Source organism: Lewinellaceae bacterium (assembly GCA_020636105.1).
Taxonomy (GTDB): domain Bacteria; phylum Bacteroidota; class Bacteroidia; order Chitinophagales; family Saprospiraceae; genus BCD1.
Genome location: JACJYL010000001.1, coordinates 2,164,382 through 2,186,523, shown reverse-complemented (window position 1 = coordinate 2,186,523; position 22,142 = coordinate 2,164,382). Strand labels below are relative to the sequence as shown.

Sequence of the window (22,142 nt, the reverse complement as noted above, 5' to 3'; positions counted from 1 at the left end):
CAGTTGTTCGAACTGGTCCACCTTTTTTTAAGATCAATTACCCAGGAAAGCTTTAGTTGCAGACAAACCATTTATCCTTAAATCTTCCGTCCAATAATATCGGCTTAAAATCCAGGAGTTTCCAAACCTTTTTTATCTTCGTACATTAAGCAAATACATCATCCAAAACAACAACAATTATGAGAATCTTCATTATCCTGCTTTCCTTTATTTTCACACTACCCCTTCTTTCACAGGGGATCATTGATGAAATGGCTCAACTGACCTGTGAGTGCATGGAGGCCAAAGATTTGAAAAATAAATCCTCTGATGAAATAACGAATATCATGACGGATTGCCTTACCCAACACCTGATCAAAAATATAACCGCGTTCGAGGAAGAACTGAACATTGAAATAACAGACCAGGAGGCGATGCAAGCGGTAGGAGAAAAGATTGGATCCAAAATGGCAACCATTTGCCCCAATATCATAATGGCTATTGCCGGTTTGTCTGAAGACTTTGAGGAAACAGTGGATGAAACCAACACCGTAAGCGGAAAAATAACTTCCATTACCGGCACGGATTTGACCACTTTGACCATACAAACGGATTACGGAGTGATGGTATCCTTTGTCTGGTTAGGGTCTTTTGAGGGAGACGAAGCCCTTATCGCGCTAAAAAGTAAAATGATAGGAACGAATGTCACGGTCTGGTTTGAGGAATTGCCCATTTTTAATCAAAAAGACGGCACCTACGTACCTCAAAACATCATTACGGGGATTTCAATAAACTAAGCCCAAAAAATAGCCCATAGAAAGAAGCCACCAGCTTGTCATTGTGATTTGATAAAAATTAATCGCCTTATTCTACCAGTCCTCAACCATTAGTGACGGGTGTACTGTGTTTTGAATAGGTTGGATATTTGTTGTTCCAAAATGGTTTCAATTTGGCTTTCACTGGATTCTAAACCATCTAAACCACCCCGACCTGCCGGTCGGGATTTCGCCCCGGCATTACATGCACGGGATTTCGCCCCGTTCAACTGCGCTCAACTTGAACCACCTAAATTTATCCATTTTTACCCCTAGTTTTCCGCTCCAAGCCTTTCTATTTCATCCAACAACGCTTCCAGGTGCCTGGCATCTGTAAAGGGGGATCCCAAGGTGGAGCGTAACCATTGTCTTCCGTTCAGCTGTGTTTGTACAATGTAGAATTTCCCGCTTTCGACGAGCCTTTTCCTGATGCTTCTGTTCAACTCATCCAGGGCTTCTGCAGACCATCCTTTTTTTACCAATCTAAAACAAACAATATTGCATTCCGGCTGAACGGCCAGTTCAAAAAATTCCCGTTTCGCGATCAATTGTCCAAAAAAGGCCCCTGCATCGCACACCTGGGTGACAAATTCATTAAAAAGCTCCTGCCCGTAAGTGTGAAAGAGGCTGTACACCTGTATCGCAAAGGAAGGTTTGGTACATTCAAAAGTGCGCAGGCCAAGGTTGAACCACTCTTCTTCGGCGGTCTTATTGAACAGGTAAGAAGCTTTTTGAGAAAAAGTCTGGTAAGACAGCTTTTTGTCCCTGAACACTACGGCAGTGGTCACTACCGGAGTGAGCAGCATTTTGTGGAAATCCATGATAACGGAATGGGCCTTTTCCACCCCCTTTAGTTTATGCTTGTATTTTTCAGAAAAACATAAAGCTCCTCCGTGGGCACCGTCTACATGAAACCAAAGATGGTGTTTTTCGCAAAAACCGGCAATGGCAGAAAGGTCATCAAAAGAACCGGTAGCCGTAGTACAGGCGGAACCGACCACAGCAATAACTTGTTTTCCTTCATCCGTTGCCTGCTTAAAATAATCTTCCAACAAATCGGTACGCATGCGAAACTGATCATCTGCCGGGATTTTTATGATACCTGCTTCTCCCCATCCCATGATCCTGACGGCCCTGTCTACAGAATAGTGTGCTTGTTCTGTGACCATGATGGCGAGGCCCTGGGTGCTTCCTTCCTGCCACACATTATTTTTTGCCATAAAACTGCGGGCGGCAAGCAGGGCGGTCAGGTTGGCCAGGGTGCCTCCTGAGGTGATAAACCCTTCCGACTCCTCCGGCAATCCCATGGCCTGGGCCACTTTTCGGATCACCGCAAATTCTATCATGCTGCCGGGTGATCCCATTTCGTAAATACCTGTACCGTTATTCAAAAAGTCTGTCAGTAAATTGGCGGTCACGGCAAGGGGGGCCACAGGAGACAGCTGGTGCCCCATAAATTGAGGAGAATGAATATGAATGGAATCTTTGAGAATCTCCTCAAATAAGGCAGTTGGGTTTTCTTCCTGTTCCCCTATTTTTTGTTGCCATTTTGCCAAAGCTGCTTCCGGTGATTGCCAGTCCAATACAGGCATATTTCCTTCTTTTCGTACCTGTTCAAAATAATCGGCCAGCATATCGACCAATTGATGGGCCTGTTCTCTGAAAAGAGAAGGATCCAGTGCTTTTTGTAGTGGTGATTTCATAAATTAGGTGTAAATCAAAAACGGCGACCGAAAACCGGTCGCCGTTTTTATTATTTAACTCAATAAAGTAAAATTTTTATTGCTCTTCTTCTTCAAGAGAATCTTTGTATTCCGTGATCAGTTTTTGCATAATTTCATGAGGCACTGCGGCGAATTCGCCAAAAGACATATGAAACTTTGCACGTCCCTGAGTCAGGGAACGCAACATGGCCGAATATTGGTAGAGTTCAGCCAGGGGCACTTTGGCCAGAATTTTCTGATAGTGGCCGTCTGCATCCATCCCTTGTATGATGGCACGACGAGTCTGAAGGTCTCCCATCACATCCCCCATGGTGTCATCCCCACACAAAACTTCCAGGTCGTAAATAGGCTCCAGCAATTGCGGGCCTGCATTCACGAAAGCATTTTTAAAGGCATACCCTGAAGCGATGAGAAAGGCAATATCCTTGGAATCAACCGGGTGCATTTTACCGTCATAGATACACACCCTGATGTTCTGGCAATAAGACCCGGTCAAAGGTCCTTCTTCCATTTTCTGCATGATTCCCTTCTTAATGGCGTTGGAGAAGTTGGCATCAATGGAGCCCCCGACAATACACCAGTAGTAGGCAAGTTTACCGCCCCATGGAAGTTCTTCCATCTCGATTTTCCGAACAGAAAGGTCCGCAGGATCAGGCATACCTTCGTAATAAGGCTCAACACGCATATGCACTTCGGCGAATTGCCCTGCCCCCCCGGATTGTTTTTTATGGCGATATTCCGCATTGGCGGCTTTGGTGATGGTTTCCCGGTAGGAGATACGCGGTTTAGTGAAATCCATGACCACACCATTGAGTTTTTCTACGCGGTATTTGACCAGATCAAGGTGCAATTGTCCCTGTCCGTGCAGCAATACCTGCTTTAAAGCTTTGGATTGTTCCAACACCAAAGTTGGATCTTCTTCTACCAAAACGTGGAGGGCTTTGATCAATTTTTCCATTTCGGCCTTGCCCGGAGGCACAACCGCTTCCCGGACACGTGGTTCAGGGAAATGAATTTTCTCGATTTCCCGATCGACCCCTTTAGTGTTTAAAGTATTATTGGTATGAGAATTTTTCAATTTAACCGTTACCCCGATATCTCCTGCCCTGAATTCTTCCACATTGCTTCGATCTTTACCATTGGACAGGAAAAGTTGGCCAAAACGTTCAGCTCCCCTGTTTGACATATTCACTAATTCATCCCCTGCTTTGAGTACGCCGGAATAAACTTTAAAGAAAGAGACATTACCCACTCTTGGTTCAGAGACGGTTTTATAGATAAAAATGGTCGTATCGTCCCCTGAATTGCATTCCAGCGTGCCTCCGCCCTCAAGTCTTGCGGCAGGTCTGTCAGCAGGAGAAGGACATATATCGTTGATGAATCCCATGATCCGGCCACTTCCCATATTTTTGGTGGAAGAGGCGATAAAAACAGGGTATAATTCCTGGTGGGCGATGGCGATACGTAGGCCTGCTGCAAGTTCTTCTTCGGTCAGGGTTCCTGCTTCGAAGAATTTATTCATCAGTTCTTCGTCATTTTCCGCGGCAGCTTCCACAAGTGCATTATGCATTTCCTGGGCCCGAGCCATTTCGGAATCGGGGATGGGCTGTTTTTCCGGTTTTCCTCCGTCTTCTGAAAATACGTACATCGTCATACGTAAGGCATCTACGATGGTATTAAAACCGGTTCCCTGATTTAAAGGGTATTGAAAAGGAATTACCTTATTTCCGAAACGGGCCTGAGCCTGTTCAAGAGTCGTTTCAAAATCAGATTTATCGTGATCTATCTGGTTGATAACAAACATGGAAGGTGTTGAAAATTTTTCCACGTATTCCCAAACCAGCTCGGTACCCACTTCCACACCATTCTTTGCATTGAGAATCATCACCGCAGTGTCGGCCACTTTCATGGCAGATACCACTTCCCCTACGAAGTCATCAAATCCCGGAGTATCGAGAATATTAATTTTAGAATCCTTCCAGTTGGCATGGATTAAACTGCCAAATATTGAATTTCCTCTCTCTTTCTCTATATTGGAATAATCGGAAACAGTATTGCCTTCCTCTACAGTCCCACGACGAGTAATCTCACCTGCCTCAAATAGCATTGTTTCTGCAAAAGTCGTTTTTCCACTTCCCGGATGCCCGAGCAAAACTACATTCCGAATGTCCTTGGTGTCGAAGCCCATATCGTTTGAATTTTTATGTTGGTTAAAATAATTTTCATTTTGTGGACCGGGAAAGGTTCGCAACAGATAAGAACAGTTCTCGGCTTGATCCAATGACTGTCTCTTTTGACAGAGGGAGGGAAGGCAGCTGCGAATAACCCGAAAAGGATTTTTGCTTCAGGCTGGACCCTCTTTTTAAATTCGGTTGAAGGTATGAAATATGTAAAAAAATACAAAACAAAATAACGTATAAAAAGCAAAAACAACAGTTGTGTCATTTTGGGCCATTGAGAGTGAAGGCGTCATGGATAAAACCAGGATCATTTTACATAAAAGACATGCCGTCACATTTTAAACTTTTGATAAATAAGGTATATTTGAGCCATCATTTTGAATACCCGGTAACATTTGAATGGGTAAGCCGGTAATTCAAACTCATCTTTCCAACCACAAAAATAATCATGAAACCACTGGTAATTGGCATTACAGGAGGAAGCGGAAGCGGAAAAACCCTTTTTATCACGAAATTGAGAAAACGGTTTGGGGAAGAGGAAATTTGCCTGATCTCCCAGGATGATTATTATTGTCCCAAAGAAGAACAGGAAACGGACGACAAAGGAATCATCAATTTTGACCGCCCCCGGTCTATTGATAAGGATGCCTTTTACGACGATATCAGGGATCTCATGAAAGGCAATGTAGTTCAAAGGCCGGAATATACTTTTAACAACGAAAAGATCATCCCTCAAATGCTGACCTTTAAACCCGCCCCCATCCTGTTGGTAGAAGGTTTATTCGTCTTCCACTTCAAAAAGATCAGGAATATCCTCGACCTGAAAATCTTCCTCCATGCCAAGGAAAACCTGAAAGTCATCCGTCGTATCAAGCGGGATCAAATTGAAAGAAATTACCCCCTGGATGACGTGCTTTACCGCTACCAGCACCATGTTTTGCCTGCCTATGAAAAATACATCGAACCCTATACCCAGGAAGCGGATATAGTGATCAATAATAATGAAAATTTTGAGATGGGCCTGGAGGTATTGGCCGGGTATTTGAAAAATTACCTGTACAAACAGCAGAAATGAACCGGCTTGAATAAAAGGTTAAAGACTAAAGGCTAAAGATTAAAGTAGTTCTTTGGAACTCTTTGAACCACTTTGATTTTTTAACCGTAAAGGGAGCAGAGAAAGCGCAAGAACGCAGAGAATTTTTCGATAATTCTATGGATATTTTTCTATTGAATTTTCCTGGTTTGCATTAAAAAGTAAAATGTAAAAGACTGAAGTGGAACCATTTGAACCATCCCGACCTGCCGGTAGGATTTCGCTGCGCTCAACTTGAACCATTGGAACCATCTAAAGCTCCAACATCCCCTCCGGCAGTTCCATTAAAATAGCCTTCTTACGCTGATCAATACCTTTAATAAAAACATCATTTAAGGGAATTAAAATTTCCCGCTCATTATAGTCCACAACGGCCATTATTTGCTGGGGAAACTCCAGTACTTCTTTGATTTCACCCACTTCCTTGCCTGACATATCCACTATCATATAACCGGGCAGCAGGTCGAACATATCTTCTACACGAAGATCTTCTTCTTCTTTCTCTGACATATCTTTCTCCCGCATAAACACAGGTCGGCTGGTCAAAGCGCTGGCCTCTTCCCGGGAATTGATGTCTTCAAACTTAACCAGCAGCATACTGCCCCCGGATTTGATCTCTTCCACAAAATAAGGAGTTTTCCTTCCTGACACCTCAAGGAACAAAACATCCGCTTCCTCAAAATCATCCCAGTACTCATCCTCGATGTTGAATTTTATCTCTCCGCCCACGCCGTGGGTCTTTAAGGCAAATCCTATTTGTATGTATTTTTCCATGATTGTTTAATCTACCAAACCGATTAGCACTTTATAATCGTCAAACGGAGCATCCCCGTCTTTCATTTCCAGTATTTCCATTTGCTCAGTCCCGTAGGTGGCTTCCAACTCGGCAATAGTATGCCTGCAACGGATCTCGAGCAGTCCTTGTTTTAGCTGCCCCATTCGCCACAGCAGGGTAGCCTCCATACGATCCATAATGCGCCTGTTGACTTCCTCCTGATTCGCATCGGGCGCCACCGCGATAGCCTCTTTAAAAGCCTCCGGGTTCCTGGCAATCATCTTCCCGTTTTCTATGATAAAATAGGCGGTTTGCGTCCATTTCTCTTTCGAGGGCAATAACCTGGCATAAAGCACGAGTTGAAGGTCCTCTTCGTTTTTTAATTCGCGCTCCCGTCTGCTGCTGCCTCTCCATTTCAGATCGACAATGGCGAAGGTATTCTCTTTTTCCAAAACCAGGTCTGCCCTGCCCTTCACTTCCATTTCCGCAAAACTGCCTTCCAGTGGTTTTTCAGTTCCCACCACTTTCCAGCCGTTGGATCGGATCATCGTCACGAGGCTCCAGGCTGCGTATTTGAGTTTATTGATAAACGCCAGTCGTTCGGGTTCCCTGCCGTACATGAGCAGTACAGCGCCTTCTTTGACCAGTAAAGCCTGCATCTCCATTTCCACCATTTTTTCAATCCCGGCTTTGTCGAGTTCCCTGATTTTTTCAGGATCCTCGAATAATAATTCAAAAAAACGATGAGAGAGATTACCGAGCAACCTGTTATCGGAAACTACGCTAAGGATAGGCGACTTCCTCAATTTGGCTTTATGTTGAAAGGCCCATTTGTAAGGATAATAAAAAAGCGCATCGAGCCCGGTGATCGTTTCTTTTTCCCGTTGTTGGGCCAGGATGTCTCCGTTCAATTGAATAAAGGCTTTTTTCTCCCCTACCCATCTGCGTTCCAGTTTAATTTTTTCAGGTAATTTGAAAGTTTGTCCAATTTTGTCGGGCAAGGATGCTTTATCGATATCCAAAGTAATCGGACCAAGGTCGCCGAAAAGCGCTTCAAGATTTCCCAAAAGGGGATGAGGATGCACCTCACTGCCTTCATTGGTGGCCGGCAAAACCAGGATAAGTTGATCACGCGTTCGAAGCACCGGCTGTTTTCGTTGCCACAGTAAAAGGGCATTTTTATCCGAGGCGCTTTGTAAAAAAACGCCCTGTTTTTCCAACCAGTGGTTCTCCTGTTTGTACCAGGGTGAGAAAAAATGTTCCTGCTCGGTCTGGGTAAAGTTCCACCACAGCAAATTCGAGGTGTCGCCGGCTATTGCTCCGGGGAACCGAACATAATCGAGCCGGCCCACCTGCTCTTTTTGAATCTGTACCGGGGCAGGTTGATAAATGGTACGAACGATATATTCAAGTTGCAGGCTTGACAATTCTTCTTCGGGAAGGGCTTGTAGCAATTCACAAATGCGCCGCGCCTGTTCACTCAATACGATCAGTGTTGGATTGTTTCCGCCGAGTTCTTCAAAAATGGTGAGTGCCCAATCCTTCAGATAACTATACAATTCTATAACCTCCATTTTGGGAACGGTTTCCGTAATGTGGTACCGCTGACGGTCAAACCAAAACCTGTATTGATGCCGGATATCATTGATGCCTTTGTGTCCTTTTTCTTCCAGTTCCGCAAAATACTGATGGATCATTATTCTCCAGCTGTCGCCGTGTAAACCGGGTTTTTCGGCCACCTGCTCGGCAATTCTGCGGGACAATTCGTCTTCCAGTGGTTTGACGGCCAAAGAAGCGAATTCGAGTATTTTAAAAGGGTCAGCAGGGTTCCACAAAAACGCAGGAATTAGTTTCAGTATTTGTAGTGAAGGACGGGCGAGAGAGGCTGATTGAATGCCCATGCCCGGAAGCCCTTCCTGGATAAAAGCATTGTCCAGGGTGCCACTTTTTCCGGGCACGAGACACAAAGGCCTGTAATTTTCATTGGCCCTCAGGAAATGCGCCAGCCAGGTAGCCATACTGCTTTCCGTTTTCCCTTTAATCAAAAGGAGGCTGTTGTCCCCCTTGAGGGAGGCTTTTCCAAAAGAAGGATCGACCAGGCTTTTTCGAAAAATGGCCAGGTCGCTGTCACCGCTGATTTCCGGCCAAGGAATGTGACTGATCTTAATTCCCTGTTCAGTCATTCCTGCGAATAATCGTTGCAAATGAACGGGCAACAACTCCATGGGTTCTAGATGAAAAATAGTCGAAACCGGTAACTTACCCGCACCGAATTTTTCCATCACTTTTACAAAACGATCGGCATAATCTGCTGTCAGTTGCCTGGGCAGGCCGGCAAAAGACTGCTCGATTTCCGCAAGTACTTTAAGTCGGATGGGTGGGTCATGCTCAACCTCAAAATCCCATCCGGCGAGCAAAAGTTCATCCCTTCTTGCCAGTAATTCCTGGCTGGTAGCAAATTGGCTGGCCTCAAAAGAAGCCTTGTAAAAAACATCAGGATGATCTTCCAGGTAAGTCAGCAGTGCCTGCCGGTATTGTTCAATGCGAAGGTGTTCCGTGTCTCTCTGGGGATGCGCCAACCCAAGATGCCGCTCCAGGAAACGCAACAATTTTTCGGATCCGGCAAACAGAATCCCCCCGGTAGTCACCTCTCCTGTCGGATATACACGATCATCAAAAGCCAGTCCGAAAAATATAGTCATCGCCATAGTCAAAAAACAGAAAATTTGTATCCGCGTAAATGTAACGGAGTCATTTGTTTCTTTCCGTAAACTTAAGATTTTATTAAACTAACTCTGATATTTAATCCGTATTTTTTAAAATCCCGGATAGGGGTTACCCATACTTTTTTTGCATCTTTATACCAAATCATAAAAATTAAACAGATGAAAAAAACTATTGTACTTTTTATTTTCTCCCTGGTATTTATGGCCGCTGCAACAACGGCAATGGCCGTCCATCCTGTCAACAGGAATACAACGCCTACTTCCGTTACTCAACCCCACAAAAAAGCATTGCAAAAGCAAGCACGGATGGAAAAACGTGCCCAGAAGTTGGAAAAGCGGCTTGCTAAAAAATCCAGTACCAGCGGAGCCGGACTGGTAATTGTCGGACTAATATTGCTGGCCCTCGCCATTGCCCTGGGGGTGGTAGCATTGATCATTTCCCTGGCAGGCATCATCCCGCTTACAGCAACATTACTGGCTCTCGCCGGGGTTGGACTACTGGTATGGGGTATCGTTGAACTCCTCACCTGACGCGGGGTCTCCGGACATAAAGTTTTGCTTATTTTTTGATCCCCTGGCTTTATCTGACAAATGCCCTGTTCAGGAGCGTACTGTTCCTGCAGGGCCTATCATTCTAATCGGATTACTTAATTGGACAAATGCCCGGGCATGACCTGCTATTCCGCAAAAAAACCTTAATCCTTTCATCATTCTGTCCTTTTACCTTTTGCCTCTACGTCCTTACGCCCCTTTATCCTTTTGCCTTTTTTCCATTGTTTCCTAAAAAGAGTGCCACACAATTCAGCTTAAAATTATATCTTTGAAGAACAATTTTGAACCACAATCAAAAACCCAATCATGTTTAAAAAAATTATTGACGCCATAAAGCTGCTTTTCAGTTCCATTTTCGGTGGAGGGAAAAAAACGCCCACCAAAATTGAAACGGAAGCACTCACCAATGCACCTCAGGATGCCGCAGAAATCAAACCGGATACGATTGTCATGGTCTCCAATGAAATGGAATCAGTCATCATTCCTCCGGATGATAAAGGACCTGAATTCGATGCAGATCTTTTTGAAGAGGTTACCGACCCCATTGTAGAAATTGTTCCGGAACCGGTACCTGCAGTGCCTGACCCGGAACCAGAACCAGAACCAGATCCGGTACCTGTTACAGATTCGGAACCTACACCGGCTACTACCCATACTCCCAGGTACCTTTGGTGTCTCGACAATGGCCATGGAAGTAAAACCCCGGGGAAACGATCTCCTGTTTTTGATGACGGGGAGACCCAGTTTTTTGAATACGAATTCAATCGGAATATCGTTGCCCGTATCATTAAACAACTGGAAGTGATCGGAGTAAAATATTTCAACGTGGTGCCCGAAGTGGATACGGATAACTTTCTTGAGGGACGTGTCAACCGCGCCAATAATAAAAAATCAGACCTTCCAAAAATTTTCCTGTCTGTGCATTCCAATGCGGCCCCTGCAGCCAGCAGCACTTCATGGGCGGCAGACAACATCAGCGGTATTGAAACCTGGTTTTTCCACAATAGTAAAAAAGGACAAAAAATCGCGAGTATTTTTCAAAAGCACCTCCTTGAAAAAACGGGATTTCAAAACAGGCATATAAAATCCAAGCCAGACAAACAGTTTTACGTGTTGCGAAAAACCAAAATGGTCTCTGTGCTGACGGAGAACGGCTTCTACAACAATAAAAAAGAAGCCGCTAAACTGATAACAGATGAAGTGCGCCAGAAAATTGCAGACGCTCATGTGGCGGCTATTCTCGAGATTGAAGAAAATGGAATTTAACCCATTGTCCGGTAATTAACAAGATCTTAAGGTTTCGGTAACACATCATTTGAGAAAAAAGCTTATTTTTGCTGATGGTAATCATTTTTTAAATTCATAAAATTAAAATCCGATGAAGAAGTTCATTTTACTCCTCGCATTTTTCGGTGCCTTCGCTCTTAATTATTCTAACGCTCAGACTGCTTCAACTTCTAATGAAGCCACTGTAATGGCAGCTGCAGACAAAGCCGCCGCCGCTGATGCATCAATTGTTGTTAAAACCTGCGAACACTCAGGTACAAAAACTTACTACAAAAAAACTACTGCCGAAGAAACGGGTAAAGTGACTTTGACCAAAGTGACTTTTAATGCAGCCACAGGTTCTTTTGGCACCATGCCCGCTCACGGTGCAGGTTGTTCTGATGCCGCCAAAGCAAGCTGTGGATCAAAAGCAGAAGGCGCTAAATCAGGATGTTGCGCTGGTGGAGATAAAAGCTCCTGCTCAGGCAAAGGAAAAGTGAAGACAAAATAGAACCGTAAAAAATAAAAAAATCCCGGATTTTGTCAAGTGGCAGGATTCGGGATTTTTTTATGTACGTATGGATAACCTGTGATTTCAAAAATACTATTTATCCATTTGAGAATACATGATTCCATTCCGGTAAGCTTTGAGCGCCTGTTTAACGGTGCCCGTAATGTTCCTGGGAAGTTCATCGAGCGGAAACCATTTTACATCAGCAAATTTATGAGGCTCCCTGGACTCAATCTCCCCTTCCCATTTCTTTGCCTTAAAATACAAAACAACTCGCTGCTCTTTTCCTTTATTTTTTTGCATTACGTGAACCAGAGACAAATCCTTTTCCCGGATGATAATCCCTGCTTCTTCGTAACTCTCCCGTATCAGGGCTTCCAATGCATATTCGCGGCTTTCAACATTCCCTCCTACCAGCGTATAATTGCCTCCATTGGGCTTGGTTTGTTTTAACAAAAGAATTTTTCCTTTATGATACAGGATTAATCGTGCTTTTAACGATATTTTAAAATCGGGCATTATTTAGAATTTCTTTAAATTAACAAAAAGCATTGATAATCAATCGTTTAAAAAAATTGCTATTTTTGAAAAAGCCAAATTACTTTTATTTTCGCTTCTTCATGCTTAATATTGCATTAATACCAGCTACTCAAATAGAAATTTATGCAAATTTGTATAACTATTTGTAACCGGGATAACTGTTCACATTTTAAATTTACCTCAGTTCTATTCTATATTTAGGGTGAACAAGTTTTAATGAAAATATCAGCTTATGTATTCGAAAAACGTTTTAGCAACTATCGGCAACACTCCTTTGATTGAACTTAGGAGAGTATGTGAAAGCATTCCCGCCAAAGTATTGGGCAAAGTGGAGGCCTTCAATCCCGGTCAGTCAGCCAAGGATCGCATTGCGCTTTATATGGTTGAACAGGCGGAAAAACAAGGCAAGCTCAAGCCCGGAACCACTATTGTTGAAGCTACTTCCGGAAACACCGGGTACAGTCTGGCCATGGTGGCCGCGCTGAAAGGCTACAAATGTGTGCTCACGGTCACCAGCAAAGCCTCACAGGAAAAACTCTCCCTGCTTCGTGCTTTAGGTGCCGAAGTCGTTATTTGTCCTGCGGATGCGGAACCTGAGGATCCTCAATCCTACTATTCCCGTGCGGAGCAACTGGCGGAAGAAATCCCGGGTGCTTATTACCTGAGACAAAATTTTAACCTGGATAATTCAAAGGCTCATTACTATTCTACAGGGCCTGAAATCTGGAAACAAACGGAAGGCCGCATAACGCACTATGTTTGTTGCGCAGGAACCGGCGGTACCCTTTCAGGTACAGCTCAATATCTCAAAGAGAAAAACCCTGACATCAAGATTATTGGTGTAGATGCTTATGGTTCCGTACTGAAACATTTTTGGGAAACAGGAGAATTCGACGAAGGAGAGATCTACCCATGGAAAGTGGAAGGATTGGGCAAAACCATCATCCCCGATAACGTCAATTTCGACCTTCTCGATGATTTCATCAAAGTTACAGACCGAAAAAGTGCCCAGCGCGCGCGCTCCATGGCCAGAAAGGAAGGCCTCCTGCTCGGATATTCAAGCGGGGCAGCCCTCGAAGCTGTTTTTAAAATAAAAGACCAGCTCAAACCTACTGATGTCGTCGTCGCTTTGTTCCCGGATCACGGTAGCCGTTATCTCGGAAAAATCTATAACGATGAATGGATGAAACAACAAGGGTTTATGCCCGCTACAGAAGAAGAAGAATCTCCTTACAGCTACACCAAGTTGAAAAGGATTTATAAAGTTTACCGAAGAAAATACGGTCGCTATTTCAGGGTAACCCGCTAATAGTGTCCTAAGATCATAAATAAAAAGCCTGCCGCTTCCCGTGGCGGGCTTTTTTTATTTAACCTTTTTATATTTTTCCTTCTGCATTTTATATTTCAGCTACTACCTTTGCAGTAGAATTAAACAAATGCACAATGACATCTTTCCAGCAACAAATAAAACAAGGCATTCCCTCCGAATTACCAGAAGCAAAACCTTATGACCACCATGTCAGCCATGCCCCAAGAAGGGTGATTGAAGGAGTCTTAACCACCAAAGAAAAAAAACTGGCCATCAAAAATGCCCTGCGCTATTTCGATCCGAAACACCATGAGGTGCTGGCCAAAGAGTTTGCGGAGGAACTCAATACTTATGGCCGCATTTACATGTACCGTTTCCTCCCCGACTACGAAATGTATGCCCGTCCGATTGGCGATTACCCGGCTCGCTGTCAACAGGCCGCCGCCATCATGCTCATGATCCAAAACAACCTCGATCATAAAGTGGCCAAACACCCACACGAACTCATCACTTACGGCGGGAACGGAGCCGTTTTCCAAAACTGGGCACAGTATCTGCTCACCATGAAATACCTTTCGGAAATGACGGAGACACAAACCCTGGTGTTGTATTCCGGCCACCCGATGGGATTGTTCCCTTCTCATAAAGATGCGCCCCGCGTGGTCGTCACCAATGGCATGATGATCCCCAATTATTCCAAAAAAGAAGACTGGAATAAATACAATGCGCTGGGCGTCACCTCCTATGGACAAATGACCGCCGGTTCTTTCATGTATATCGGCCCACAGGGCATCGTGCACGGAACGACCATTACCCTGCTCAACGCAGGGCGACTCAAAAAAATGGGTGCCGACGGGTTGCGCGGCAAACTTTTCATCACCTCCGGCCTCGGTGGCATGTCGGGCGCCCAATCCAAGGCGGCCATCATTGCCGGCGCCGTGGGCGTCATTGCAGAAGTGGATCCCGATGCAGTGCAACAGCGGGTAACCGACGGGTATATTCGGGCAGAAGATGTTTTTACTGACCTGGATGCCCTGCTGGCCAGAATCGAGGAATGCCGGAACAATAAGGAAGCGGTGGCCCTGGTTTACGAAGGCAATATTGTTGCCCTCTGGGAAAAATGTGTGGAAGAGAATATTTTTGTGGAACTGGGTTCCGACCAGACTTCCCTCCACAACATTGACGACCTGGGCTACTGCCCCGTAGGCTATTCTTTTGCAGAAGCGGAAGAATTGTTGTCAACCGACAAACCCGCCTTTATGAAAGCGGTGAAAGAAACCCTGCACCGCCACGTCAACGCCATCAATAAACTGACCGAAAAAGGGATGTACTTCTGGGATTACGGCAATGCTTTTCTCAAGCAAGCCGGGGATGCGGGGGCTGATATCTGGAAAAATGAAGCCGAGGGCAAATACAAATACCCTTCCTACGTGGAAGACATCATGGGGCCCATGTGTTTTGACTTTGGCTTCGGGCCATTCCGTTGGGTGTGTATGTCAGGACTGAAAGAAGACCTGGAACTGACGGATAAAATCGCCGGAAAAGTCATCGAGGAGATGATCACCGAAGCCCCGGAAGAAATTCAAAGCCAGCTGCACGACAACCTCAACTGGATCAATGCCGCTATGGAAAACCTTCCTATCGTGGGCTCCAAATCCAGGATCCTTTATGCCGATGCCGAAGGCCGCATCAAAATTGCCAAAGCCTTCAACGATGCCATTTCGCGGGGGGAACTCAAGGGAGGCGTAGTCCTCGGCCGCGACCACCACGATGTTTCAGGAACGGATTCCCCTTTCCGGGAAACGGCCAATATTTATGACGGTTCTATGTTCACGGCAGATATGGCCATCCACAACGTCATCGGTGATTCCTTCCGCGGGGCGACCTGGGTTTCTATCCATAATGGCGGTGGCGTAGGTTGGGGAGAAGTCATCAATGGCGGGTTCGGCATGTTGCTGGACGGCAGCGAAGATGCGGAAAGGAGATTGCAGTCCATGCTGTTCTGGGATGTGAACAACGGCATCGCCCGACGCAGCTGGGCCAGGAACGAAGGAGCGATTTTCTCGGCTAAACGGGCCATGGAAACAACGCCTGAGTTGAAAATTACTATTCCGAATATTGCGGATGATGAGGTGATTGACAGGTTGATTGAGGAGTGATGGACTTCCTCACGATATTAGACACCGAGATATTAAAATACTACATTTTTAAGCTCTCAAAAAATTGAGCATTTCACTTGGTGGTTTCCCTCCCAGTGTAGAATGAATTCTCTTGGTTCATTACTTATCATTCATCATTTCATCATCGTATCATATTTCAAATCTTCTTTTTTCAGTACCCGGTAAATCCCCGTCGTATCAAAATGAAAGTAGTTTTGTTTAAACCGAGGTATCAATAAAGGACCCCAAGGGCCTAAAAACAATTTTTGTTCAGATAAATGCTCTTGATAGTTCTTGTTATTTTCGCTTACCAATAAAACAGTTACGGTTGAGTCCGGGTTTTCCAATGTTGATAGAAAGGAAGTTACATAGGGCGTAGCCCAACTGATCAATGGTCTGTTTTCCGGCGCATCTTTTTCTAGTAGAACAAATTTTCGCTCCTCAAAAGAACTGACTTTTTGAAGTAATTCTTTATTCCATTCAACCCTGGCTGTATAAATATCGTGTCTGGCAGTAATATTAATTAGCCTTACGAAGACCATGAAAGGTATTAAATAGAGCAGGACTTTTCTATATTTTAAATCATCCCAAATATCAAAAATTAAGGGAATCACTAAAAACACAACAAATACTCTGTAAAAACTCTCAACATGAAATTGTGAAATACCCCAATGATAGGATAGGTTGATCAGTTCAAAATACCCCAAGAAGAAAGACAGAAATAAAACTAATTTTAGCCAGTTTTTATATTTGATATAATAATAGTTTATAAATACAAAAAGGGGTAAAATGAAGAAATAATCTGTCAGGCAATAATGTAAAAAATCCCGAGAACTTTTTTTGCCAAAAACGTCAAATAACCGCGAAAAAATCCCATCTGCATTCCCATAACTTTTGTTATCATATGCACCAGTTGGTATCCAAAAATGTTTTACAAATAATGTAATTACAAAAATTACAAATATGGCATAATACCAAATGTTTTTAGGGAATTTATTTGAAAGTAAAATAAAGAGCCATAAAAATAAAAAAGGAATGAAAATTAATGGGTGCAAAAATATTATTACTGGAGTAAGCGGGGTTAGAATGATTAAATGCCATCCTTTAAGCGGCATCAATTTCATAACAACTCCGTAGAAAAACAATACTAAAACGATGGCCTGTAATAATTCGGATTGTGCCCAGTAAAAGGTATGGCTAACCAGCAAAGTCAGGAACAAGACAATGGCCAAACCCATCTTTTGATTTTTTGCCCCCCCCCCGCCCAGAGGATTAGAAAGCATACAAATGCCTCAATAACATATGATAATGAGTAAGTTAATAAGACTGTTTGTAAAGGCAGTTTAATTTTTGAAGCGATCAAAGGAAAAATTTGAACCAGAACAGCCCCAAATCTATTCTCCTGAATGGCAAAATCACCTCGGATTATTAGAGAAAAACCCTGAAAGGAAGCGTCCATTATTAAGGTTCTTTCCATATAAAAAATGGAAGCCAGCAAAAAAAGGACAATGAAAGTAATCCAAACTAAAAACTTTATGGGTTTTTCAGAAATTGAAAAATCGAGATTGTTTACCATTTTGTTTGATTAGAGTGAATAATAGATCAAAAATGTAATATTAATTATAGTTCTTAAAAGCTGAGGTATAAATCAACTCAAATTTTGTAAAAGATGTTAATTTCACCCTTCGAGTTAGCTATTTTGTAAAAGAATTCCAATAACCTGATTGTCCGAAAGCTGAAGATATGAATATAGAAGTGTCTTATGAAAGAAAACAAGAAATACAGCCCTGACCTCTCCGTCATCATCCCCATCTACAATGAAGAGCAAACCATTGGGGAACTCTACCAAAGGTTGAAGCAGGCCGCCGTTTCCATTACGGCCAACCATGAACTGATCTTCATCAATGACGGCAGCAAAGACCATTCTTTCCTGGAGTTACTGAAACTGTCCAGATCGGACCCAAGCGTGTTTTACATCAATTTCAGCCGCAATTTCGGCCACCAGATCGCTGTCACGGCCGGACTGGATTCCTGTCGGGGCAAGGCCGTAGTCATCATCGACGGCGACCTCCAGGATCCGCCGGAGGTGATTCCCGAACTTTATGCCAAATACAAGGAAGGTTTTGAAGTCGTGTATGCCAAAAGAGTGGAACGGGAAGGCGAAAGCCTGTTCAAAAAGGCCACCGCTAAAATCTTCTACCGGATCATGAAAAGGCTCACTTCAATTGATATCCCGGTAGACACAGGAGATTTTCGCCTGATCGACCGCAAGATCGTGGATTACCTCAAACAAATGCCGGAACAGAACAAATTCCTCCGGGGGCAGATCGCCTGGCTGGGTTTTAACCAAACAGAAGTATTGTTTTCAAGAGAGAAAAGGAAACACGGAAAAACGGGCTATTCTTTCGGCAAAATGCTCCGCTTCGCCCTCGACGGCATCACCAGTTTTTCAGACAAACCCCTTTCCCTGGTCACCAAACTGGGGTTTTCCATATCGCTGATCTCTTTTCTCATCATCCTTTACGCCACTTATGCCCATTTTGTATTAAACAGAACCATTACCGGATGGACTTCCCTCATCATCAGTTCTATGTTCATCGGCGGAGTCCAGCTCATTTCCATCGGCATCATAGGCGAATACATCAGCCGCATGAACAAAAATATCATCAATCGCCCCATGTATATTGTGGAAAGCTCCAATGTTGATGAGGAGATGTGAGGAACTCCACTTTATAGAACTTCATTTAAGCATTAATAAATTAAAAAAATGAAATTATAATAATAGCAAACGATTGAAAATAAAAATCATGAACGATATTGTCATATACGCCATACCGGGATTTATCCTTTTATTATTGCTGGAAGTCTGGTTTTCCGCACGTTATCAAAAACAATGGTTTGAGGCAAAAGACACCTCGAGCAGCCTGGCCATGGGTATCGGAAGCGTCATCGTCGGGCTGGTGGGAAAAGCCATCGTTTTTGGAGCTTATTCCCTGGTGTATCATTATCATATTTTTGAGATCGAATCCACCTGGTGGGCATGGTTACTGCTTGTTTTTGGGGAAGATCTTTCTTATTACTGGTTTCACAGGATATCCCACCAAAGCCGTTATTTCTGGGCCTCGCATGTGGTCCACCATTCCTCAAGACATTATAACCTGGGCACGGCACTCCGGCAAACCTGGACGGGCGACCTTACGGGCGGATTTATTTTCTGGTTGTGGCTTCCCTTGATCGGATTTCATCCGGTATGGGTGATGTTGCAGCAATCCATCAGCCTGTTGTACCAGTTTTGGATCCATACGGAGGCGATTGACAAACTACCCCGCCCCATAGAATTTCTTTTTAATACACCTTCCCATCACCGAGTGCATCATGCTTCGGATCCTAAATACCTTGACCGCAATCATGCGGGGATTTTTATAATATGGGATCGGTTGTTTGGTACCTTTCAGGTAGAAGAAGAACACCCGAATTACGGATTGGTAAAAAACATAAATACCTTCAATCCGGTGAAGATCGCCTTTATGGAGTGGGGGAGTCTGATTACAGATGCAATTAAGTCCGGATCCTTTCGTAATGCCATAGGCTATGTTTTTGGCCCTCCGGGATGGAGCCCTGACGGATCGAGAAAGACCAGTGAGCAGTTAAGAGCGGAATACCTAAAGAAAGGAAAAAGTAAAATGTAAAAGAGAACTTTGGTATAGTAGCTGAATCCCGACACATGCATGTCATAGCCGTCAGGTTTTAATTCGTTTTATCCGTTCCATCCGTGTTCTATTCTGAACCGATAGAACACAGATGGAACGAATTTGACGGATATAAACGGTTTTTGCTTTTTATAAGAAATCCCTGCCAGCTCAAACCTGCTGCTTTTACATCCCGACACTACGTGTTTCCCACCAACACTTTGTGTGCGTTGCAGGCTTCCGGCGGGAACCTGTCCTAGGCACAAAGTGCCGGGATTTCCCTTTGGTCGGTTTTACATTCTGCATTTTACATTTTACATTTTACATTTTACACCTGCCTCCAACGTCTGCAGGCAGGGTTTATATTTCCTAGTAACCTGATCCGAAGATAAATCTCCTTCTTCCGCACTGGGCACGAGCTACGGCTCCAATGGCAAAGTTGAGTTCCATGTTTAGCATGGCGCTGAACGGATGTGATGCTTTGTAGCTATCATAGGCAACATAATAAGCAGGGAAATTATTTTTTTCTCCTTCACTGCCCACGAGATCTCCAAGGGCATATTCGAAACGAAGTCCCATTTTAAGGGTAAAGAATTCAGACCCCAAGATCATCCCTCCAAAACCAATAGCAGCGGACCAGTATTGCTCATTATATTGCTTTGGGATGTCCCAAATGTTCAGCGGATTCGGCGTTTGGTCAATCGATTTTACAATGGAGATTTTCGGACCAATCTCAAGGAATGAAGTGTTGTTGTAAGCACGATACATCAGGTACCCGTCTACTGTTGACCATTTTACTTCACTGGCGGTTTGGAGAGAACCTCCGAGATCGTAGTTGAATTTCTGGGTATTTTCGGCCAGGAGTCCCTCAATGATGAAGCCATGACGATCTGCGAAATTGATATTAATAAGACCGCCGTAAGCATAACCCGGGCTTATTTTGTATTCGTGATCCCGGTCATTGATGATATTATCATTATAAAAGCCCTTGAATCCGTACATACCTTTAGCTCCGATCTCCATCCACATTTGAGCATTAGCGCCCACCGTTATGGCCAGAAATAAAAATAAAATACCTGCTCTTTTCATTTTGCTTAATTTTTTAAATTTAAAAGGATAAAAATTGAGTGTACCCATAAGGAAAATGTAAAATGATAAATTTAAAATTTAAAAGCACTGATTTTCAGTGATTTACAAGATTAAAGATGTCAATTTGTTTTTTTATCGTTCCTAATATGTTAACTAAAAAAACGACTTAATCATTGGTTTAGGTCATTAAACGAATCTGTCAGATCATTTTTTTGCAAGGACCGGGGCTGAAGCAGAAGATTATGGATCCCCTTGCCTGAAGACACTGCATTGAACTAAATTGCTGCATTGGAGTTTAATTCTTATGGTAATTTCCGGACAAAAAACCTGTCCAGCTTTCCTTTTTCTCCGGAATTCACTAAATTACAGCACAATTATAGAAAAATTATCCCGATGAAGCGCACCTTTCTGATAATCGCCGGCACTTTTTTTTGCCAGTTTTTGCTCGCACAACAATTGCCTCAGTACAGCCTGGAAATGCTGGATCCCTTTAGCTCAAACCCTGCCTATGCCGGATTGCAACCCTCGCTCATCATGACCGCGACCATAAGGAGTCAATGGGTAGGTTTGCCCGGACAGCCCCGTACCCAACAGGTTAATGCCCATATGCCTTTGTATATTTTCAGTAGCGGGATAGGCATTAAGCTGGAAAATGAGACCCTCGGAGCAGAGCAGGGGATCAAGGGAATGCTGGCCTACGATTATCAATTATTCCTGGGGGATGGAATTTTGTCGGGAGGCCTTTCTGCCGGCGTCGTTTCCCGCTCGCTGGATGGCAGCAAACTGCTGACCCCGGAAGGTACTTATAATGAACCCGGCAATTTTACCCACAATGATGACATTCTTCCCACCACTAACATAAGTCTTACCATACCCACCGTCAACCTGGGCTTTTATTACCAAACTGAAAAACTGGAAGGCGGGATTGCTATCCAGAATATAAACGAAGGCAGTAGTGCACAGGATGGGGTCAGCCTAAAGCTCGTCAGGCATTATTATATGAGTGCTGGGGCGCATTTTGAGATGAACAGTACGTTGAGCGTTCACCCATCTATTTCAATCAGGACAGATGCCAGGGAGATACAGACCTACCTTTCCTGCCTGGTTAATTATAACGGCAATATTTTTGGAGGGGCATCGTTTAGAGGATACAGTGTTCAAACAATTGATGCTTTAGCGCTCATGGGCGGGTTTACCTTAAATGAGAAACTCCGGGTGGCCTATGCGTACGATCTGAGTTTGTCAAAACTCAGGAATGCCAGCAGCGGCTCTCATGAGATACAAATTACGTATAATCTTGACCAAAGTATTGGTAAAGGAAGACTTCCAAAGATCATTTACAATCCCCGGCATTTGTGAGTACAGCAGGGGCATGATTTGTGTTAAAAGTCTTGTTTTGCATTTCAGTGTACATTTTTTTTTGTTGGCAGTTTCTTTGAACATCGACAGAAAAAACTAATTTTGTGGCGTCATAGCAGATTTTCATTGCTGAATTAGCGCAAAGAGGGGATAAAAATATCTTTTTTTAAGTTGGTTTATTTTTTGAAACGGCGAAAACAGCTCCCTTTAAATGTTAAGATTTTAAAAAAATTAGATTGTATAATACAATATGCTAATTTTGCGTTCTTCTAAACAGTTATGTTAAACTTTGACATTTCTTTAACAAAATGGAAAAGTTATTTTTGATAAAATAATCAAAGAATCTATATTTACGGGCATTTTAAAAATTGCTATA

17 protein-coding genes are annotated in these 22,142 nt (G+C 43.6%); 10 read left to right on the top strand and 7 right to left on the bottom strand.

The window, feature by feature from the left end:
• Positions 1–179 precede the first annotated feature (179 nt).
• Entirely contained in the window at positions 180–776 is a 597-nt protein-coding gene (locus H6571_08085; protein MCB9323689.1) for a hypothetical protein, read from the top strand.
• A gap of 290 nt (positions 777–1,066) precedes the next feature.
• On the opposite strand, the gene H6571_08080 is transcribed toward H6571_08085, so the two are convergent.
• Positions 1,067–2,497: a pyridoxal-dependent decarboxylase gene (locus H6571_08080; GenBank protein MCB9323688.1), complete on the bottom strand. Its 1,431-nt coding sequence runs from the start codon at positions 2,495–2,497 to the stop codon at positions 1,067–1,069.
• 76 nt (positions 2,498–2,573) lie between these two features.
• Positions 2,574–4,706 carry an elongation factor G gene (locus H6571_08075; protein MCB9323687.1) on the bottom strand — a complete coding sequence of 711 codons (2,133 nt, stop codon included), beginning with the start codon at positions 4,704–4,706 and terminating at the stop codon, positions 2,574–2,576.
• 437 nt (positions 4,707–5,143) lie between these two features.
• Here H6571_08075 and udk point away from each other — a divergent pair, with 437 nt between their 5' ends.
• Positions 5,144–5,773, top strand: coding sequence for a uridine kinase (udk, locus tag H6571_08070; protein ID MCB9323686.1), 630 nt, complete (start codon positions 5,144–5,146; stop codon positions 5,771–5,773).
• A gap of 270 nt (positions 5,774–6,043) precedes the next feature.
• Here the strand turns inward: udk and rimM are convergent, their stop codons facing one another.
• Together rimM and H6571_08060 are read right to left on the bottom strand one after the other, a co-directional pair.
• Positions 6,044–6,565 (bottom strand): 16S rRNA processing protein RimM, encoded by a 522-nt coding sequence (gene rimM / locus H6571_08065; GenBank protein MCB9323685.1) that lies wholly within the window; start codon positions 6,563–6,565, stop codon positions 6,044–6,046.
• A gap of 6 nt (positions 6,566–6,571) precedes the next feature.
• Positions 6,572–9,274, bottom strand: a complete 2,703-nt coding sequence (locus tag H6571_08060; GenBank protein ID MCB9323684.1) for a PD-(D/E)XK nuclease family protein — start codon at positions 9,272–9,274, stop codon at positions 6,572–6,574.
• A gap of 177 nt (positions 9,275–9,451) precedes the next feature.
• Between H6571_08060 and H6571_08055 the strand changes: the two genes are divergently transcribed.
• The 3 genes from H6571_08055 (at position 9,452) to H6571_08045 (ending at position 11,621) form a co-directional block, all read left to right on the top strand.
• A complete protein-coding gene (locus tag H6571_08055; protein ID MCB9323683.1) occupies positions 9,452–9,823 on the top strand; it encodes a hypothetical protein in 372 nt (123 codons plus the stop codon).
• Between the two features lie 327 nt (positions 9,824–10,150).
• Complete coding sequence (locus H6571_08050) at positions 10,151–11,110, top strand: N-acetylmuramoyl-L-alanine amidase (protein ID MCB9323682.1); 960 nt, start codon at positions 10,151–10,153, stop codon at positions 11,108–11,110.
• Between the two features lie 112 nt (positions 11,111–11,222).
• Positions 11,223–11,621 (top strand): hypothetical protein, encoded by a 399-nt coding sequence (locus H6571_08045; GenBank protein ID MCB9323681.1) that lies wholly within the window; start codon positions 11,223–11,225, stop codon positions 11,619–11,621.
• Positions 11,622–11,714: 93 nt separating this feature from the next.
• Here the strand turns inward: H6571_08045 and H6571_08040 are convergent, their stop codons facing one another.
• Complete coding sequence (locus H6571_08040; protein MCB9323680.1) at positions 11,715–12,140, bottom strand: NUDIX domain-containing protein; 426 nt, start codon at positions 12,138–12,140, stop codon at positions 11,715–11,717.
• A gap of 253 nt (positions 12,141–12,393) precedes the next feature.
• Between H6571_08040 and H6571_08035 the strand changes: the two genes are divergently transcribed.
• Together H6571_08035 and H6571_08030 are read left to right on the top strand one after the other, a co-directional pair.
• Positions 12,394–13,470 carry a cysteine synthase family protein gene (locus H6571_08035; GenBank protein MCB9323679.1) on the top strand — a complete coding sequence of 359 codons (1,077 nt, stop codon included), beginning with the start codon at positions 12,394–12,396 and terminating at the stop codon, positions 13,468–13,470.
• Between the two features lie 134 nt (positions 13,471–13,604).
• Positions 13,605–15,629 carry a urocanate hydratase gene (locus H6571_08030; protein ID MCB9323678.1) on the top strand — a complete coding sequence of 675 codons (2,025 nt, stop codon included), beginning with the start codon at positions 13,605–13,607 and terminating at the stop codon, positions 15,627–15,629.
• A 134-nt stretch (positions 15,630–15,763) separates the two neighbouring features.
• Here H6571_08030 and H6571_08025 read toward each other — a convergent pair whose 3' ends face one another.
• Positions 15,764–16,867, bottom strand: a complete 1,104-nt coding sequence (locus H6571_08025; protein MCB9323677.1) for a hypothetical protein — start codon at positions 16,865–16,867, stop codon at positions 15,764–15,766.
• Positions 16,868–17,391: 524 nt separating this feature from the next.
• Here H6571_08025 and H6571_08020 point away from each other — a divergent pair.
• Positions 17,392–18,348, top strand: coding sequence for a glycosyltransferase family 2 protein (locus tag H6571_08020; protein MCB9323676.1), 957 nt, complete (start codon positions 17,392–17,394; stop codon positions 18,346–18,348).
• Positions 18,349–18,436: 88 nt separating this feature from the next.
• The gene (locus H6571_08015) at positions 18,437–19,318 is read left to right on the top strand and encodes a sterol desaturase family protein (GenBank protein MCB9323675.1); all 882 of its coding nucleotides are present in this window, start codon (positions 18,437–18,439) and stop codon (positions 19,316–19,318) included.
• A gap of 369 nt (positions 19,319–19,687) precedes the next feature.
• Here the strand turns inward: H6571_08015 and H6571_08010 are convergent, their stop codons facing one another.
• Positions 19,688–20,407, bottom strand: a complete 720-nt coding sequence (locus H6571_08010; protein MCB9323674.1) for a hypothetical protein — start codon at positions 20,405–20,407, stop codon at positions 19,688–19,690.
• A gap of 393 nt (positions 20,408–20,800) precedes the next feature.
• Between H6571_08010 and H6571_08005 the strand changes: the two genes are divergently transcribed.
• On the top strand, positions 20,801–21,766 hold the full coding sequence (locus tag H6571_08005) for a PorP/SprF family type IX secretion system membrane protein (protein MCB9323673.1): 966 nt from the start codon (positions 20,801–20,803) through the stop codon (positions 21,764–21,766).
• Positions 21,767–22,142: the final 376 nt, after the last annotated feature.